This window comes from Alteromonas sp. CH_MED4-4 (assembly GCF_037029575.1).
In the GTDB taxonomy this organism is placed as follows: Bacteria; Pseudomonadota; Gammaproteobacteria; order Enterobacterales; family Alteromonadaceae; genus Alteromonas; species Alteromonas macleodii.
The window spans coordinates 38,399-54,913 of sequence record NZ_JAYMEU010000033.1 but is presented as its reverse complement, the minus strand read 5'-3'; the positions used below and the strand labels follow the sequence as shown (position 1 = coordinate 54,913).

The window sequence follows — 16,515 nt, the reverse complement described above, 5'->3', positions numbered from 1 at the left end:
ATACGGACGCAAACCATTTTAGTCAAAACAGCATGTTTACTCTTGCAATAACGGGGGAGACCATATACAGGCCCTAGAAGTAGCAAATCAACTTTTCGTCCACAAATTTTAACCGGTAAGCGTTATAACTACAGGTCTTTTAAGTAAACGTGTGGTGTCGTGTAGGCTGGAATTTGTTAAGTAGACTGTGTACTACATAAATAACGCACAGGCTAAGTGCAATAGCTACGACTACCGATGAAAAGCGATACAGCGCACTATAAAAAATATCCTGTTGTGGAGAGAGTGACTGGCCGTACAAAATGCCAAATGTGGTAAGTACGCCAAAGCCCGTGCCAGCACCACCACCGCTAAGTACATGCTGGCGGCTGATGAAAAATACCAATATCCATAAGCTGAAACTTGCGAAAAACAACGTGTCACTGTAGTTGAGCAAAATGAGCTGGGCGAGCAGGGCAAGATTACATCCAATTAGCGTGCCCAGCGCTCGCTGCCAGCCACTCAATGTGGCTCCTTTCCAACACAGTGGAAAAAGAATCAATACACTTGCTGCTTGTGCTGATATCGAATCTACTAAGTCGAAGGTTTGAAATACAGCAAACGATAGCGTGGCGACAGTGGTGCATAATATGACTTCGTGGCGAATACTTGCTTTATCTTTTGCCGCTTTGGGTAAAGGCGTGCGCGGCTCCTCATCGGGAAAAACAATATGCAAAGCGAATGCAATTATTAATGCCAACAGAATTGCACCGATGTTTGATATCACTAATGCGTAGATATCTATTCCATCGCTGCTGTAGCTGGCAAAGTGTAGCTGCAGCGAAAGTCCTACAAGGGAAAACGCACCGAATAAATACAGCGTACCTTTACTCATTTGCCAAAACAGAAAAGCGAAAGTGATGGCGATTAGCGGCGTGATCAGCAATGGGTGGCTTCCGAACAAGCCGTATACCACTAAAACAGCCGCCGCCGGAAAGATAGTTGCGGCAAGAAATTGTCGAATAATGTGACCATTTAAAACGGCTACCAGTCCAAGCAACAAAATAGGGTACAAGGTAAAAAATATCGGATTAGGCCAATCCAGCGCTTTCGATATAGCAAAGCCCAACGTGGCGCCGGAGGCGATCCTAAGCATCTGCTGGACATCATTTTTACTTAGCTGTGAATCCATAATTTAAGTCTAATAAATGAAGTGCAGCAGGCTTATAAAGTGAATTTGAATGTTCGCTGCCACACTTTCAATAGGGTTGTCTGGAACTATCTGCACGGTAGCGCGAGCGCCACTGGTGAGGTGGCTTAACGATATTTCTTGTTCTTCAAGCTTAATGTGGACACGTTGGCGCTGTGCATCTCGTACCCATCGATTCGACTTTTCAACGCTTGCAAGGGTGCCGTTGGCGGCAAGTTGGCCGTCGCTTACACCAGCTTCAAATTCTTCCACTTTAGCTTCAAATACTTTACCCGGTAGTGCATCAAAAACGACGTTAGCGCGAATGCCTTCTTTTACATTGGCGAGTGATTTCTCTCGAAAATCTGCAACCACATCTAGCGTGTTATCGACAACTGAGGCAAGGGGCGTACTTTGTTTAGCATAAGTGCCTTGAGTTACCTGCATGTTTGCCATTATGCCGTCATGCGGTGCTTTAATTTTGGTATAGGCTAAGTTCAACTCTGCCCGTTTAACCGCATTTACCGCTTCTAGATATTTTAGATTTTTGTCACCTTGCTTACCTCTTGCAACAACTTGCTGGTTTAGATCGGCTTCAAGCGCACTAATTTCGGCTTCAGCGCTTTTAAGTTGCGCGTACGCTTTGTCCACGTTTTGTTGAGATACCGCTCTAGTTTGAACTAAGGAATTAAGTCGTTGAAATTCACTGTTGCGTTCGTCGTAAACCGCCGATGCAGCCTCTATCTTTGCTCTAATCGCTTCCGCTTTCGCATCTATCTGAGCATTCTCTAACTCTACATTTGCCAAATCAATTTGCGCCTTTTCAAGGGCAATTAGGTAAGGTGTCTCATCTATAACAAATAAAACCTGCCCTTCCTTGACGGTTTGGTTATTTTTGACAAGCACCTCGTTTATCGGCCCATTTATCTGAGGAGAGATTTGCGTGACCTGATGATAGACTCTCGCCTGTGGTGTCATTGGCATGCGTATATCTGCAATAATAAAGTAGATAAAACAGATGGCAAAAGCGACTAAAGCCAGCTTTATGTACCTAGCAAATTCCTGATCTGGGGTTCGTTGACTCACTTAAGTGACTCCAATAATTTTGCGGCATTAACTTCAATTTTTTGAACACATTTAGCCATAATGCGTAACTCTTCTTCAGATACTCCTGCGTACACTTCATCTCGCAGCGCCATCAATGTACTTTCGATATCATTCATTCGACCTTTGCCCATATCTGTGAAGTAAAGTAAGCGACTTCGTTTGTCGTTAGTATCTGTAACGCGTTTGATTAACCCGGTAGTTTCGAGCTGTTTAATTGTGCGAGTTAAGCTAGGCATTTCTATTTCCAAGCTTTCAGCCACCATCTGTTGCGTACAGCCCTCACCAAGTAATGACATATGAATCATTACGCGCCATCTTGACTCTGTAAGGTCGAGATGAGCGACCGATTCAGTGACAGTTCTTCTGCACTTTTGCGCAGTGCGGGCAAAAAGCGCAATAAGTTGAAGTGGCATAGGTTCTGAAAATGACATGTAAAAACCGTTAATTTAATTAGCATGCTAACTATTTTATTTGTTTAGCATGCTAAGTAAATGGCATTGAGATGAGAAAGAGATTTTGCAAGTTGAGCGTGAATTGAACGGGGGAAGGCTCTCCATTGAGCAGGAAAATGGGGAAATTTCCTTACGGTGCCCGAAAATCAGGCATACTCTCTCAGTCCTTTTTAAGTTAATGCAGCCTTTGTGGAGTGATTAAAGCGTTAATAACGACTTTAGCTTTTTGAGATATCGACGGCTCACGGGAACTGAATCTCCCGTCTTCATTAGAAGCGTAGCAAGGCCATTATCCAGGAGTTTAATTTCCGCAACGCATGATAACCTCACCAAGTATTGACGGTGACATCGAACAAGCGCGGTTCTCTCTTCTAAGGTTTTCAATGTGAGCTGCGTGTCTGCTTGTTGTTCTAGCGATCTAACATGTACGCCCGCCACATCGCTGTAAGCAAAATGAATATCAGATTCGGGTAGCAGTAATATGCGCTGATGACCTACGCAAGGAATATGTACTAACGTGGGGGAGGCAATAGCGTCAATGTCAGTTTGGGGCTGAGTTCTCTTTTTAAGCCTGGCAACTGTTTTATCAAGCCGCTCTGGTTCCACAGGTTTGAGCAAGTAATCAAACGCGTTATCTTCAAATGCCTGAAGGGCATACTGTTCAAATGCGGTGACCAGCACAACATAAGGCATGGTGTCTAAATCAAGCATAGCCAGCATATCGAGTCCAGAGAGCTGGGGCATTTCTATATCAAGAAATATAACATCCGGACGGTGTTGTTTAATTAATGCCAACCCCTCTATGGCGTTCGCGGCTTCCCCTAAGACATGTACTTCATTGGTTTCGTTGAGTAACTGGCAAAGCTCCTCTCTGGCGAGCGGTTCATCGTCAATAACAAGCGCGCGAAATGCTGAGTTCTTAGTCATTGTTAGCCCTGATGAGAATGATAGTGAGTGTGTGGAATGGAAAAGGACATCCGAGTGAACTGGTTAGTTCGACACTCGATCACCAGGCCTGCTCGTTGACCAAACTGATGAATAAGCCGTTTATCTACAATATCCATCCCTAAACCTGCGTGTTGTTTTTTTGTAGGTTTGTACAAGCCAGCATTATCTTCAACGAGAATGTGAATGTGGTTATCTGTTGTACATCGTACATTCAAAGTTAAATGCCCACCCTCTATTCGTTGGGCGATACCGTGTTTAACCGCGTTCTCAACCAGTGGCTGTAACGTAAAACTTGGTAGAAGCGCTGACATGGCAGCATCGTCACACTTGATGGTAACCTGTAGGCGTTCGGCAAAACGCGCCTTCTCGATTGCCAGATAAGCATTAACGTGGTCAATCTCTTCTTTTAGTGTCACCACCGCGGTGTTTAGCTTTAAGTTTATTCTAAAAAAGCGTGACAAGCTTAGCACGAGCTCTCTGGCCCTTTTGGGATCGCGACGAATAATAGCGCTAATCGTATTGAGCGCGTTAAATAGGAAATGAGGGTTGACCTGTGCATGCAGCAGCTTGATTTCAGACTGTGAGAGCAGATCTTTTTGCTGCTGATACGCGCCGTAAACAATCTGACTTGACAGTAATTGAGCGATACCTTCTGCCATTGACAGGGTAACCGTCGACATAAACTTCCGTTTGGGTTCGTAAAGCTTAATGGTACCTACCACCTCAGAGCCTGAGTGAAGTGGAATAATCAACACTGAACCCAGCGGACAACTTTTGTTTAATGTGCACTGATAAGGGCGCTCAGCGCCATCTAAATGGACTATTTTGTTATTGTTCAGTGACTCCATTGTACTTGATGACGATATGGGGGTGTTTGGTAGGTGATGATCGGCACCCGTTCCGATAAACGCCAGAATCTTTTCTTTATCAGTAATCGCTACCGCACCCACATTCGTTTCTTCATAGATAATACGTGCTACTTTTTCTGCATTAACTGGGGTGAATCCAGATGTGAGCACGCCCACTGAGCGATCTGCTATGGATAGTGCACGTCGTGAAAAAGTGGCAGAGTACTTTTCAAAAATCGTTTTTTTGTCAGATAAGATACTGATAAAAAGTGCGGCCCCCACAGAATTTGCAATGACCATAGGTGCGGCTATAGCGCTGACCAGTGCGTAAGACTTTTCAAAAGGCTCGGCAACGGTAAGCAGTATAGCCATCTGAAACAACTCTGCTATGAAGGTAATGACACCAACTTTCCATGGGTTGAAAAGATCTAGACTTTTGTTCTGGCGAACATAGTAAACGTGCATGAGGCCGCCAATAAGACCTTCCAGCGTGGTGGAAATAGCGCAGGCAACATCAGTAAAACCACCCAATGAATAACGATGGAGGCCGCCGGTCAATCCTACGGCAAACCCAACTACTGGACCGCCTAGTAATCCTCCTATAACTGCCCCAATGGCTCTGGTATTGGCAATGGCGTCGTCTATTTGCAGACCAAAATACGTGCCCAGAATACAAAAGGAAGAAAAAACTACATACACCAAGTAGCGGTGTTTGCGATGAGAAGAAATGCTGAGAATAGGAAGAAAAAGCGGTGTTTTACTCAGCATATATGCGAGCACAAGATACACACACATTTGTTGAAGTAGCGAAAGTATGAGTTCCATGCTTGCCAATATTACCGCCGGTTAAAAATGAGCCTCATTATAACCCATGTCAAAAGTACAAATTAAATAGCCGCCCTATATAAAGGGCGGCTCATCATATTACACGTGTTTAGTGTAGGTAGTTACGCGTCTACCGGTTGGGAGGGCTTTTCAACATTCACAGATGATGGCTCAAGCGGCGCTTCACCTTTCCCCTTGGAAATTCGAATGAGGTAAACCGTGGTTATTAGCGATGCGATAAGCCCGATGGTTGTCGATACATTCATCGCCATACCGAAACCCAAGGTGTCGTTGTTTAGAATAAAGGTAACGCAAACGGCCGTCATAAATATTGCTGGTACCGTAGTTATCCAGTGCAGTTTATTATGTCTTAGTAAGTATGCAGATGCGGTCCACAGCATCATGACGGCTGTTGCTTGGTTGGCAAATCCGAAGTAGCGCCAAATAACGCCGAAATCGACTTGGGTAAGAATACCGCCAAGCACAAACAATGGGGCGGCCATGAACAAGCGGTTACGTATACCTTTTTGTTCAACGTTAAAGTACTCGGCCATGATAAGACGACTTGAGCGAAATGCGGTGTCGCCAGACGTAATAGGAAGAATAACCACGCCAAGAAAAGCCAGTACGCCACCAACAACACCTAAAAGACCGAATGATGAGGCATAGACAACGTTTCCAGGGCCACCATTGGTAATAGCTGCCGATAGTCCTTCTAAATTGTCGAAGTAAGAAAGGGCAATGGCACACCAGATAAGGGCAATCACACCTTCACCTATCATTGCACCAAAAAACACAAAACGTCCGTTCTTCTCGTTCTCCATACAGCGAGCCATAAGTGGGGACTGGGTGGCATGAAATCCAGAGATAGCGCCACAAGCAATAGTGATAAAGAGCGCCGGCCAAAGAGGCATATCGTTAGGATTCAAATTCGTCAGCATATCACTTGCCGTGAATTGGCTAAGTATCGAGTGCTGGTCAGAATAGCTGGCAGCGGCTAATAATCCCACCGACATGAAAATAAGAAGGGCTCCGAAAAACGGATAAAAACGACCAATAATTTTATCTACGGGAACAATGGTAGCCAAAATATAGTAGGCAAAAATAATGGCGACCATGGTGCCAACTTCAACATGCCATGATGTCTGATCATTAACGAGATTTGTGATCATGCCTGCGGGCGCTGAGACAAAAACTACACCTACCAGTAGAAGCAGCACAATAGCGAACAAGTTCATAAAGTGCTTAGCGCCTCGGCCCAAATAACGGCCAGATAAGCTAGGCACAGATTCACCATTGTTGCGAACTGACAGCATGCCTGAGAAATAGTCGTGAACAGCGCCGGCAAAAATGCACCCTAATACAATCCAAAGCATGGCAGCTGGGCCATATAGTGCACCCATAATAGGGCCAAATATAGGGCCTACGCCAGCAATGTTGAGAAGCTGAACGAGATACACCTTCGGTGTAGACATGGGAACAAAGTCTACGCCGTCTTTTTGGCTATGTGCAGGAGTGGGGCGTGCTGGTGTGACGCCAAATACCTTCTCAACAAAGGCGCCATATATAAAGTAGCCAGCAATAAGCGCGGCTACGCAAATTAGAAACAATATCACAGGGCGTTGTCCTTATTTTTATAAATAGGGTTTATAAAAAGGGTCTGTCACTTGTGTTGTAAACGGTGTGTACAACAATGTTTGAAATAGGTTAACGATGTGAAAGTGTGTATGCATGAAAAAAAGCAGTGAGTGGTCGCATAGCAAATTAAGCGGTAGGGAGTATGTAATTTCGCTCTACTGTTACGTGCAGTAAAATGCTAAAATCCGCGCAATTAATTACCAAGCCGTATCAAGCGTTTTACCGCAATACTGAATTTGCGCGGAAAAGCATTGCTTATCCGTTATAAAACGCGCCTGTAAGTAATTGTTTTACAGGGATAATAGATAACGAAGATAAGTATTGATGTCAGATAAGAAGCTTCTAGAAGAGATTAAAAAGCGACGTACGTTCGCAATCATATCGCACCCGGATGCGGGTAAAACCACGATTACCGAAAAAGTATTGTTATTCGGACGCGCCCTGCAAACTGCCGGTACCGTAAAAGGTAAAAAGTCAGGTCAGCATGCTAAATCTGACTGGATGGAAATGGAAAAAGAGCGTGGTATCTCGGTAACCACCTCGGTCATGCAGTTTCCATATAGCGATCACTTAGTAAACCTGCTGGATACTCCGGGACACGAAGACTTTTCTGAAGATACCTATCGTACACTGACGGCCGTTGACTCATGCCTTATGGTTATCGACGCCGCGAAAGGTGTAGAAGACCGGACTCGAAAGCTAATGGAAGTTACCCGTCTGCGCGATACGCCGATTGTAACTTTCATGAACAAGCTTGACCGTGATATTCGCGATCCTATGGAACTGCTCGATGAAGTAGAAACCGAGCTTGATATCCTGTGTGCACCAATCACTTGGCCAATTGGCTGTGGTAAAAGCTTTAAAGGTGTATATCACCTTCACCGCGACGAAACTATTTTGTATCAAAGCGGCCAGGGTCACACTATCCAAGACGTGCGCATCATCAAAGGGTTAGATAATCCTGAGTTAGATACTGCAGTAGGAAGTGACCTCGCTGAAACCTTGCGTGACGAGCTTGAGCTTGTACGCGGTGCATCTAACGAATTTGAACAAGAGCTTTTCTTGGAAGGCCAGTTAACGCCAGTATTTTTCGGTACAGCATTAGGTAACTTCGGTGTTGATCATATGCTTGACGGTTTGGTTGAGTGGGCACCTGCGCCACTTGGCCGCGAAACCGAAGAAGGGACTATCGAAAGTACCGATGGTAAGTTCAGTGGCTTCGTATTTAAAATTCAGGCCAACATGGACCCGAAACACCGAGACCGCATAGCATTCTGTCGTATTGTGTCGGGCAAGTACGAAAAAGGCATGAAAATGCGCAACAGCCGATTAGGTAAAGATGTGCGTATTTCTGATGCATTAACCTTCTTGGCTGGTGACCGTTCATTGCTAGAAGAAGCCTATGCCGGCGATATCATCGGCTTGCACAACCACGGTACCATTCGCATAGGGGACACCTTCACGTCAGGCGATAACTACCGCTTTACGGGTATTCCAAACTTTGCGCCTGAGCTATTTAAACGCATCCGCTTGAAAGATCCGCTTAAGCAAAAGCAACTGCTGAAAGGGCTGATCCAGCTTTCTGAGGAAGGGGCGGTACAGGTGTTTAGACCGCTTGCCAACAACGATTTGATTGTTGGCGCAGTAGGTGTGCTTCAGTTTGACGTGGTAGTCGCGCGATTAAAAGCCGAATACAACGTAGACGCACTTTATGAGCATATTAACGTGAGCACTGCCCGCTGGGTTTACTCTGACAATGAGAAGAAGCTTGATGAGTTCCGCCGTAAAGGTGAGCAAAACCTTGCACTAGATGGCGGCGATAACCTGACGTACATCGCACCTACTATGGTGAATTTACAGCTAGCGCAAGAGCGCTACCCTGATATTCAGTTCAAGAATACGCGCGAAAATTAAGCTAATAAAGATTAAACAAAGACACAATATATTATGAATATACATGCACTATTAGTTAACCGTTTCACTGAAGCTCTACAAGAAATGGGCGTAGAAAATGCGCCAGTGCCAGTTTCGCGCAGCGCTCGACCTGAATTTGGTGAATATCAGTTTAACGGCGCGATGGCGCTAGCCAAGCAGCTTAAGCAAAAGCCGCGCGATATTGCAGAGAAAATTGTTGAGACTGTAAAGCTCGACGATATTGCCAGCAAGCTAGAAGTGGCGGGCCCTGGTTTTATCAACGTTCATTTAAATGACGAATGGCTGTCTAATCAGTGTGAGTTGTCGCTAACCGACCCACGTTTAGGTATTGCTAAGTCAAAAGAACAAAACATTGTTGTTGATTACTCATCGCCTAACCTGGCCAAAGAAATGCACGTGGGCCACCTGCGTACTACTATCATCGGCGATGCTGTGGTTAAAGTGCTTGAGTTCTTGGGCCACAACGTTATTCGTCAAAATCACATGGGCGACTGGGGCACACAGTTTGGCATGTTGCTTGCGCACCTTTCAGACAAGCTACAAGATGAAGTGGCTGAAACTGCGCTCTCTGATCTTGAAGACTTTTACCGCGAAGCCAAAGTACGCTTTGACGAAGAAGAAGGTTTTGCCGACCGCGCCCGTGAATACGTAGTGAAGCTGCAGGGTGGTGACGCTCAGTGTCTGGCGCTATGGGAAAAGTTCATTGACGTGTCTATTGCTCACTCAGAAGAAGTGTACGACAAGCTAAACGTAAGCCTGACCCGTAAAGATATTATGGGTGAGTCGGCTTACAACGACGATTTAGCCAACGTAATCAGTGACCTTAAAGCGAAAGGCCTTGCAGTAGAAGACCAAGGTGCGCAGGTAGTATTTATACCTGAGCTTGCTGATAAAGAAGGTAACCCTGCGGTTTACATCGTTCAAAAGTCGGGTGGCGGCTATTTATACGCAACGACAGACCTTGCGGCAATGCGCTATCGCAGCGGCAAGTTAAACGCTGACCGTACGCTGATTCTTACTGACGCGCGTCAGGCACTGCACTTCAAGCAAACTGAAATTGTGGGCCGTAAAGCGGGCTTTATGAAAGAAGAGCAAACTTACGAGCATTGCCCATTTGGAATGATGCTAGGCAGTGACGGTAAGCCATTTAAAACGCGTACTGGCGGTACAGTTAAACTGGTCGAATTGCTTGATGAAGCCGTTGAGCGTGCGGGCAAACTTATCGCCGAGCGCGACAACGATTTAAGTGAAGACGAGCTTAAAGAAGTCGCTCACAAGGTGGGTATTGGCGCTGTGAAATACGCTGACCTATCTAAAAACCGCACAACTGATTACATGTTTAACTGGGACTCCATGCTAAGCTTTGAAGGTAACACGGCGCCTTACCTTCAGTATGCTTATACCCGTGTGAAAAGCTTGTTCAGAAAAGCGGGTGTGGATATGGCCACCATGCCAGTAGATATCAATATTGCTGAGAAACAAGAGCACGCGCTAGCTGTATTACTTATGCAGTTTGAAGAGGTGATTGGTACAGTATCTCGTGAAGCCACGCCTCATGTACTGTGTACTTACCTCTATGATGTGGCTTCAGCATTTATGTCATTCTACGAAGCGTGCCCGATGTTAAAAGACGGTATTGAGCCAGCCGTACGCGATAGCCGTCTAGCGTTGTCAGCTCTGGTTGCCAAGACGCTAGAGCAAGGATTAACCCTACTTGGCATCGAAACACTAGAAAAAATGTAGTGTTCGCGGTACAACATACATATTGATAACAAAGAGGCTGACATTGATTGTCAGCCTTTTTTTATGCGAAACATAAGCGTCAACCCTACAACGCTCGTTTGCGCTAATCGTGATCCTTATACCAGTGGGCATAGATTATTGCGTACTCAGCGAGATTTTAAATGTTCGTAATCGCGGCGAGTAACCGCAGGTACAGTGGTATTACATTTCGATTAGAACCAAAAGGGCGATAGCTTCCTATAAATCAGACAACTAGAACACTACTTAAATTAACGACAGGAAACTCAAATGACTAAGATCCTTGCATTTGCAGGTAGTACCCGTAAAGGTTCATTCAACCAAGCTATTATGAAAGTTGCCGCAGAGGGCGCACGTGAAGCTGGCGCAGAGGTTACCGTTATAGACCTCGCTGACTTTCAAATGCCGTTGTTTAATGAAGATGAGGAAGCCGAGTTTGGTATGCCTGAAAAAGCACAGGCGTTCAAAGAATTGCTAATGAGCCATGATGGTTTTCTTATTGCTTCACCAGAATACAACTCAAGCTATCCCGCACTGCTAAAGAATGCCATCGACTGGGCATCGCGCATGGGGGAAGGCGAAAAGCCATTACAAGCATATCGCGGTAAGGTGGCTGGAATTATGGCTGCGTCTGCTGGTGGGCTAGGCGGCATGCGCGTGCTGGTGGTACTGAGAATGTTACTTGAAAATCTAGGTACTATGGTGCTGCCGAACCAAAAGGCTATTGCGAAGGTAAATACGCTTATGGAAGATGGCGCAATTACGGATGAAAAGACGATTAAGCAGCTTAAAAATTTGGGTAAAGAAACTGCTGAGCTTGCCGCCAAAGTAAAATAGCTGAAAGTAGGTAATCAAATTTGAAGCCTACTAAATAAAGACTGGCCACCTTGTAATTGCAGTATCTACACGTGGCTAGTCTTCGGTGAATGTTCGAGGTTTTAGTTTTGTGCACGGTTAGTTGAGGGTGCTTAAATTCAACTTTTAGCGTGTTACTATAGACAAATCATTACTGCAAAATCTGCTACAGACGCACATATCTCCAAAAATAAAATATTCATGAAACTTACTCAAGAAATAATAAATCAAGCAATGCAGGCGTTCGGTGCCGGTGAATTTAGCCGAGTCATATCGACGCTTTCTCCTGTCTATGAGCAGCATCCAATGGCAAAAATGGTATATGCTACGGCACTAGGAAAGGTTGCTGAATTTACTACGTCGTTTGAAATATTTGAAAGCCTTCAGTCTGATTATCCTCAAAACACTGATGTGGCGTATAATTATGGGCTATTGCTAAAAGAAGCTGAGCGGTTTGATGACGCACAAAAGCAGCTTTCAAAAGCGATAGCAATTAACCCAAACTACCACGTTGCTTTTCATGCACTTGGAAATTTAATGTCTGAGCTTGGCCGATATGAAGAAGCACAGTTAGCATATGAGAAAGCAGTAGCAAAAAATCCTAAAAATATTCAGTACGGACAAAGCCTGAGTAAGTGTCTTTATCAGCAGGAAAAATGGTCTCAGTTGGTCGCGCATATTAAAAGAGAGGGTCTTCATCTAAGCGATAAACTTAGCGCTGAACTGTATACAGAAGCATGTTACAGAATTCATTCGAGAGGAGAATTAGCTAAGCAGAGTAATATGCTAAGTTCAACGTACTCAGATTCTTATTCGATCCACTATTTTTTGGCGTTGTCAGCATTGGAGTCGAAGCGTTACGTTCATGCAAAGCGTCATCTTGAAAAATCACTTTCCCTCGCTGATTCATCGGATAAAGAAGAGTTACTGACGTACTTAGACTATGTTTCTTGGCTACTCAATGCCACTAAAGACAACCTTGATGTCCTCAATAGAAAGTTTGAAAACACCGATAACATTCAGTTACTAGAGCTGGCCTTTAATATTAACGAAAACAGGCGTGAGCTAGCTGAAGCTGAGAAGTTTCTTGGCAAAATTCAATTAATTCAAGCTGAGGGCGACAAGGAGCAACACGAGTTAAAACGTTCGCTGTTGGCCTTCGCAAAAGGAGAGTTTGAAGAGGGGCTGCGAATTAACGAGCACTTCTTAGTAAAACAACCCAAAAGCCTTCCTCATCTTTACCAGAAGATTAGAACCCTTGAAAAGCTCAAGCGTTTTAGCGATGCCGAAGAGGTCATCAGGTTTATCGCACATAACGTGAATAACCTTCATTCCAGTAAATTCGCAGATTTGTCCTCTGGCGTCATGCTCAATGGTTTTGATGTATCACCTTCTCCTATCGTTAACACGTCAAGTAACAGCACAAACATTCTCTTTATTGTTGGATTTCCTCGTTCGGGAACGACATTGATAGAAAGTTTGTTACTTAAAAATGCGAATGTTGAGTTATTAGAAGAAACAGATGCTGTCGAAACCTTTTATAACCAGATGGTTGAACGCGAGATTGTTGACCCTGAGACGGGTGATATAAAGCGGACAAACCAAAGTGAACTAGACGCTTTGGCAAATGACTATCTTGAGCATTTAACGGCTTATTCTCCTAGTGTTGACAGCAATAAACTCATCGTAGATAAGATGCCGCTTAACTTCCCTTATTTACCTGCAATGTTGACCTTATTTCCTAACGCAAAAGTACTTTGTTGCCTACGTAACCCGAAGGCAGTTGCGTTGAGTTGTTTACAGTTCGAGGAAATAAACTTGTACACCGTTGAGCAATTCGCTGAGGCTTATAATAAAGTCTTCACGTGCTGGGAAAAAATGGAACCAATCTTAAGGGACAGAGCAATAAGCATTAAATATGAAGATGTTGTTGCTGACCCTGAATCTTCTATAGCATCCATATATCAGTTTTCAGGGCTGACAGAAGGGGAGACTAAGACCTTAGAAAGTAATAGTTCGCCTTTGTTCCAAACACCGAGCTACTATCAAGTTAGTCAACCAGTGTATAAGTCTTCAATGCAAAAGTATGAGAACTACCCAACGCTTTTCTCTGAATGTCCCCCTCTTTTAGATGAATGGGAGCAAAAGTGGGGATATTAAGAAAGTAAGTATGAATGGGTGTTAGTGAAGGTAATGGGCGCTGGCTATATCGAACGGCTCAATGTTTTCTTTCCACCCAATCACAGTTACCAGTTAATAGGACAGTTTATACATTCGTCCATGAAAGTGCCCTGAAATGTTGCGTAGTGGATGCGCGTGCCGGTTAGGTTCGCTCGATACAAACTTGCATCGTTCAGTTTTGCTTCCTGAATATTGGCGTTAATCAGTGAAGCACCTTCAAAGTTTGCTTTGTTCATCCAAACCCGCTCTAAGCGTGCGGCACGTAAGTTGGTGTTTACCATTGTCGCACCTGATAAACGCGCTTGGTCCAGGTTAGCACCTGAAAAGTTAGAGTTAGTAAAATCAACCCCTTGACCGAAAAGCGCCCAGCCATCTACGCCTTCTAAGTTAGCGTTGCGAACTTTTGAGCTGCGTAAATCTACGTGTTTTAAATTGGCGGTAGCTAAATCAGCGTGATCTAGGTTACTTTTCTTAAACGTCGCATAGCTTAAGTTGGCGTGCCTTAAATCTGTTTTGTTGAAGTTAACGTTGGTGAATACTGCCCCGTGCAAATTTGCATGGCTCAAATCAGCACCGCTTAAGTCTGTATCGCTACACACTGTCTTTGGTTTTATTTCACATCCGTTGATAATTTTCACGTCATCTTCGAAATCGGGAATGGCACTGGCACTGGCAGTTGCTGAATGTAGGACAACTAATAATATGGGGAGTTGTTTGGTTGCTTGAAAACGTAAGCGCATAAGAGCTCCTTAATGCCGAGAGGCGTTTTCACCGCCTCTCGGTTTGGTTTGTTGCAAAGATAAAGCTATTGTTTAGCGACGTTTTGCTTTTTATTGTGATTAGGAAGTTTAAATACCCAGAACGAACCACCTTGCGCGACAGGTTTGGTGAGTTCAGCCATATCTCCACCCCATAGAGGTACTGCACCACCATACCCTGACGCTAAGCCAATGTATTGCTCACCATCTTCTTCCCAGGTTATAGGGCATGAAATGATGCCCGAGCCCGTTTGGAACTTCCAAAGTTCTTCACCGGTTTCCTCATCGAAAGCTTTGACATAGCCATCGCCCGTTCCGGTAATAATGAGTCCGCCTTTCGTCGCCAGTACCCCAGCCCACATAGGAAGTTTCTCTTTGTGTGTCCATTTAATTTCACCTGAAATGGGGTCTACGGCACGAAGTACGCCCACGTGGTCGTCATACATGCGCTTAATTCTAAAACCCTGTCCTAGGTAAGCGGCACCTTTTTTATAGGTCACTTCTTCCGTCCAGTAGTCTTCTTTCCAGTGGTTTGCGCCCATATAGAACCAGCCGGTATTCTGGCTGTAGGCCATCGGGTTCCAGTTCTTTCCGCCCAAGAATGGAGGCGATACCTCTATTGACTTTCCTCGTTTTTCACCCGGCTCAGGCAGTGGCGGGCGCTGTCCGTCTACTTCAACTGGGCGACCCGTGTCAGGGTCAATGTGTGTGGCCCACGTAATGTTATCTACAAAGGGAAATCCTCTAATGAATTCACCGTTTTGTCTGTTAACTACATAGAAAAAGCCATTTCTGTCTGCATGAGCCGTCGCTTTTATGAGCTTTCCATTATCGTAATAGTCGAATAGAACAAGTTCATTGTTGCCAGAGAAATCCCATGCGTCGTTAGGTGTATGTTGATAGAACCATTTAACCTCACCAGTGGTTGCATCTACACCCACTTGTCCGGAAGTATAAAGGTTATCCCAATCTCGCGGATCGCCACCTTTGGCGGTGCGTTTCCATGTATTCCAAGGAGCGGGGTTACCTGCACCTATGATGATAGTGTTAGTTTCAACATCGAAGCTTGCACTCTGCCATGGTGCGCCACCACCGTGGTGCCAAGCCTCAACCATTTCGCCGTTTTCATCCTTTGGCCACGTTGTCACTTCGTATGAACCACCCGTGGGTGTGCTGTCTTTTCCATTTAATCTGCCCATGTGCCCTTCAACAAATGGACGCATCCAAATCTCTTCACCGGTTTCAGGATCGCGTGCAAACAGTTTTCCTACAACACCAAACTCATCACCTGATGAACCGTGAATAAGCATGACCTTTCCTGACTTTTGGTCTTTAACAATCGTAGGTGCCCCCGTCATGGTGTAGCCTGCACGATAGTCTTCAAAGCGCTTCTTCCATTTTACTTTGCCCGTTAGCCGGTCAAGGGCAACAACGCCAGCATCCAGCGTACCGAAAAAGACTAAGTCACCATAAATTGCTGCGCCGCGATTTACCACGTCACAACACGGTCGAATCCCTTCTGGAAGGCGGTGGGCGTAGTCCCATAACTTCTTACCTGTTTTTGCCTCATAGGCGTAGATACGGGAGTAGCTACCGGTTACATAGACAATACCGTCGTACACGATTGCCTGGGACTCTTGACCCCGTTGCTTTTCATCACCAAAACTCATCACCCAAGCCGGAGATAGCATGTGTACATTTTCTTTGTTGATTTGATCAAGTCCGCTGTAACGCTGAGCTTCTGGACCCATACCATACATCAGTACGTTCTCAGGCGTCTTGGCATCATTTTCAATGTCTGCCCATGTCACGCCATCGTCCGCATATAAATGTGAACTCGTACCTAAACCAATAATTACGCTTAAGGCCAATGAAGCCTTTGAATAGAACTTAGCCATAGTTTTATTTCCACTGTTACCTTGATGTTGTGTTAACAGTATGTAACTAAGTAGAGGCCCTGATAAACGGATTCCGTCCTTCAAAATACGGGAAAAATTCCCTTAGATTGAAGTGTAATGAAAACGCTAATATATTGATTT

12 protein-coding genes are annotated in these 16,515 nt (G+C 44.8%); 4 read left to right on the top strand and 8 right to left on the bottom strand.

Annotated features, from left to right (window positions below; all coding sequences use genetic code 11):
• Positions 1 to 139: 139 nt before the first annotated feature.
• The 6 genes from WA381_RS18100 to WA381_RS18075 form a co-directional block, all read right to left on the bottom strand.
• Positions 140 to 1,171, bottom strand: coding sequence for a DUF2955 domain-containing protein (locus tag WA381_RS18100; RefSeq protein ID WP_049585763.1), 1,032 nt, complete (start codon positions 1,169 to 1,171; stop codon positions 140 to 142).
• A gap of 9 nt (positions 1,172 to 1,180) precedes the next feature.
• Positions 1,181 to 2,254 carry an HlyD family secretion protein gene (locus WA381_RS18095; protein WP_101563754.1) on the bottom strand — a complete coding sequence of 358 codons (1,074 nt, stop codon included), beginning with the start codon at positions 2,252 to 2,254 and terminating at the stop codon, positions 1,181 to 1,183.
• Positions 2,251 to 2,706, bottom strand: a complete 456-nt coding sequence (locus WA381_RS18090) for a MarR family winged helix-turn-helix transcriptional regulator (RefSeq protein ID WP_014948722.1) — start codon at positions 2,704 to 2,706, stop codon at positions 2,251 to 2,253. The genes WA381_RS18095 and WA381_RS18090 overlap by 4 nt, the downstream gene beginning before the upstream one ends.
• 219 nt (positions 2,707 to 2,925) lie before the next feature.
• The gene (gene btsR / locus WA381_RS18085; RefSeq protein WP_156086087.1) at positions 2,926 to 3,654 is read right to left on the bottom strand and encodes a two-component system response regulator BtsR; all 729 of its coding nucleotides are present in this window, start codon (positions 3,652 to 3,654) and stop codon (positions 2,926 to 2,928) included.
• A gap of 2 nt (positions 3,655 to 3,656) precedes the next feature.
• Positions 3,657 to 5,348, bottom strand: a complete 1,692-nt coding sequence (locus tag WA381_RS18080) for a sensor histidine kinase (protein WP_156086088.1) — start codon at positions 5,346 to 5,348, stop codon at positions 3,657 to 3,659.
• 122 nt (positions 5,349 to 5,470) lie between these two features.
• A complete protein-coding gene (locus WA381_RS18075; protein WP_156086089.1) occupies positions 5,471 to 6,964 on the bottom strand; it encodes a carbon starvation CstA family protein in 1,494 nt (497 codons plus the stop codon).
• Positions 6,965 to 7,310: 346 nt separating this feature from the next.
• Here WA381_RS18075 and prfC point away from each other — a divergent pair, with 346 nt between their 5' ends.
• The 4 genes from prfC (at position 7,311) to WA381_RS18055 (ending at position 13,697) form a co-directional block, all read left to right on the top strand.
• Positions 7,311 to 8,900: a peptide chain release factor 3 gene (gene prfC / locus WA381_RS18070; protein ID WP_014948726.1), complete on the top strand. Its 1,590-nt coding sequence runs from the start codon at positions 7,311 to 7,313 to the stop codon at positions 8,898 to 8,900.
• A 33-nt stretch (positions 8,901 to 8,933) separates the two neighbouring features.
• A complete protein-coding gene (gene argS / locus WA381_RS18065) occupies positions 8,934 to 10,664 on the top strand; it encodes an arginine--tRNA ligase (RefSeq protein WP_014948727.1) in 1,731 nt (576 codons plus the stop codon).
• 288 nt (positions 10,665 to 10,952) lie between these two features.
• Positions 10,953 to 11,519 carry an NADPH-dependent FMN reductase gene (locus tag WA381_RS18060; protein WP_014975958.1) on the top strand — a complete coding sequence of 189 codons (567 nt, stop codon included), beginning with the start codon at positions 10,953 to 10,955 and terminating at the stop codon, positions 11,517 to 11,519.
• Positions 11,520 to 11,738: 219 nt separating this feature from the next.
• A complete protein-coding gene (locus WA381_RS18055; RefSeq protein WP_156086090.1) occupies positions 11,739 to 13,697 on the top strand; it encodes a tetratricopeptide repeat-containing sulfotransferase family protein in 1,959 nt (652 codons plus the stop codon).
• A gap of 86 nt (positions 13,698 to 13,783) precedes the next feature.
• Here the strand turns inward: WA381_RS18055 and WA381_RS18050 are convergent, their stop codons facing one another.
• Positions 13,784 to 14,458 carry a pentapeptide repeat-containing protein gene (locus tag WA381_RS18050; RefSeq protein WP_156086091.1) on the bottom strand — a complete coding sequence of 225 codons (675 nt, stop codon included), beginning with the start codon at positions 14,456 to 14,458 and terminating at the stop codon, positions 13,784 to 13,786.
• A 65-nt stretch (positions 14,459 to 14,523) separates the two neighbouring features.
• Positions 14,524 to 16,374: a methanol/ethanol family PQQ-dependent dehydrogenase gene (locus tag WA381_RS18045; protein ID WP_014948731.1), complete on the bottom strand. Its 1,851-nt coding sequence runs from the start codon at positions 16,372 to 16,374 to the stop codon at positions 14,524 to 14,526.
• Positions 16,375 to 16,515: the final 141 nt, after the last annotated feature.

What these genes read in the sequence shown, in the direction of transcription:
- WA381_RS18050 (WP_156086091.1), bottom strand. Translation starts at nt 14,458, where the DNA reads ATGCGCTTACGTTTTCAAGCAACCAAACAACTCCCCATATTATTAGTT.
- WA381_RS18100 (WP_049585763.1), bottom strand. Translation starts at nt 1,171, where the DNA reads ATGGATTCACAGCTAAGTAAAAATGATGTCCAGCAGATGCTTAGGATC.
- WA381_RS18060 (WP_014975958.1), top strand. Translation starts at nt 10,953, where the DNA reads ATGACTAAGATCCTTGCATTTGCAGGTAGTACCCGTAAAGGTTCATTC.
- WA381_RS18055 (WP_156086090.1), top strand. Translation starts at nt 11,739, where the DNA reads ATGAAACTTACTCAAGAAATAATAAATCAAGCAATGCAGGCGTTCGGT.
- btsR (WP_156086087.1), bottom strand. Translation starts at nt 3,654, where the DNA reads ATGACTAAGAACTCAGCATTTCGCGCGCTTGTTATTGACGATGAACCG.
- prfC (WP_014948726.1), top strand. Translation starts at nt 7,311, where the DNA reads ATGTCAGATAAGAAGCTTCTAGAAGAGATTAAAAAGCGACGTACGTTC.
- WA381_RS18045 (WP_014948731.1), bottom strand. Translation starts at nt 16,374, where the DNA reads ATGGCTAAGTTCTATTCAAAGGCTTCATTGGCCTTAAGCGTAATTATT.
- argS (WP_014948727.1), top strand. Translation starts at nt 8,934, where the DNA reads ATGAATATACATGCACTATTAGTTAACCGTTTCACTGAAGCTCTACAA.
- WA381_RS18080 (WP_156086088.1), bottom strand. Translation starts at nt 5,348, where the DNA reads ATGGAACTCATACTTTCGCTACTTCAACAAATGTGTGTGTATCTTGTG.
- WA381_RS18090 (WP_014948722.1), bottom strand. Translation starts at nt 2,706, where the DNA reads ATGTCATTTTCAGAACCTATGCCACTTCAACTTATTGCGCTTTTTGCC.